General features: G+C 64.6%; 1 protein-coding gene. It reads right to left on the reverse strand.

Going from position 1 to position 989, the window contains the following annotated elements; all coding sequences use genetic code 11:
- Positions 1–989: threonine ammonia-lyase, biosynthetic (gene ilvA / locus P0D87_RS31515; protein ID WP_408637120.1), on the reverse strand; the 989-nt coding region annotated here is incomplete at both ends.

Here is a 989-nt window from a genome sequence, read left to right on the forward strand (position 1 = left end):
GCTTCGCGCGCCTCGCCGACTTCGGCGCGCTCGGCGACGAAACGCATCCGGTCGAAGTTCATGTTCGCGCCCGACGTGATCGCGATCAGCGTCTGGTTCTCGATGCCCTCGCGCTCCGCATACTGCTTGGCTCCGGCGACCGCGAGCGAGCCCGCGGGTTCGAGCACGCTGCGCGTGTCCTGGAAGACGTCTTTGATTGCGGCGCATAGCGCGTCGGTGTTGACCAGCAGCACATCGTCGAGATATTCGCTGCACAGGCGGAAGGTTTCTTCGCCGACGAGCTTGACGGCAGTGCCATCGGAGAAGAGTCCGACTTCATTCAAGGTCACGCGTTCGCCGGCCTTCAACGATGCCGCCATCGCGCACGAATCGTCGGTCTGCACGCCGATCACCTTGATCTCGGGGCGCACCGATTTCACATACGCCGCGACTCCCGCCGCGAGTCCGCCGCCGCCGATCGGCACGAAGATCGCGTGAATCGGGCCTTGATGCTGGCTCAGAATTTCCATCGCGACGGTGCCCTGGCCGGCGATCACATATGGATCGTCGAACGGATGCACGAAGGTCAGGTCGCGCTCTTTCTGTAGCTGCACCGCGTGGCCGTACGCATCGCTAAACGATTCGCCGAACTGCACGACTTCGACCGTCGGCCCGCCATGCGCGCGCACGGCATCGACCTTGACCTGCGGCGTTGTCACCGGCACCACGATGATCGCCTTCACGCCCATGCGTGCCGCGGACAACGCCACGCCCTGCGCATGATTGCCCGCCGACGCGGTGATTACGCCGCGCGCGAGCGCGTCGGCGGACATGTGCGCCATCTTGTTGTACGCGCCGCGCACCTTGAACGAGAACACCGGCTGGTTATCCTCGCGCTTCAGATACACGGGATTACGCAGACGCGCCGACAGATGCGGCGCGCGTTCGAGCTCGGTCTCGCGGGCCACGTCGTAGACGCGCGCGGTGAGGGTTTTTTTCAGGTAGTCGTG

The sequence above is a fragment of the Paraburkholderia sp. RL17-368-BIF-A genome (assembly GCF_046054045.1).
Classification (GTDB): Bacteria; Pseudomonadota; Gammaproteobacteria; order Burkholderiales; family Burkholderiaceae; genus Paraburkholderia; species Paraburkholderia graminis.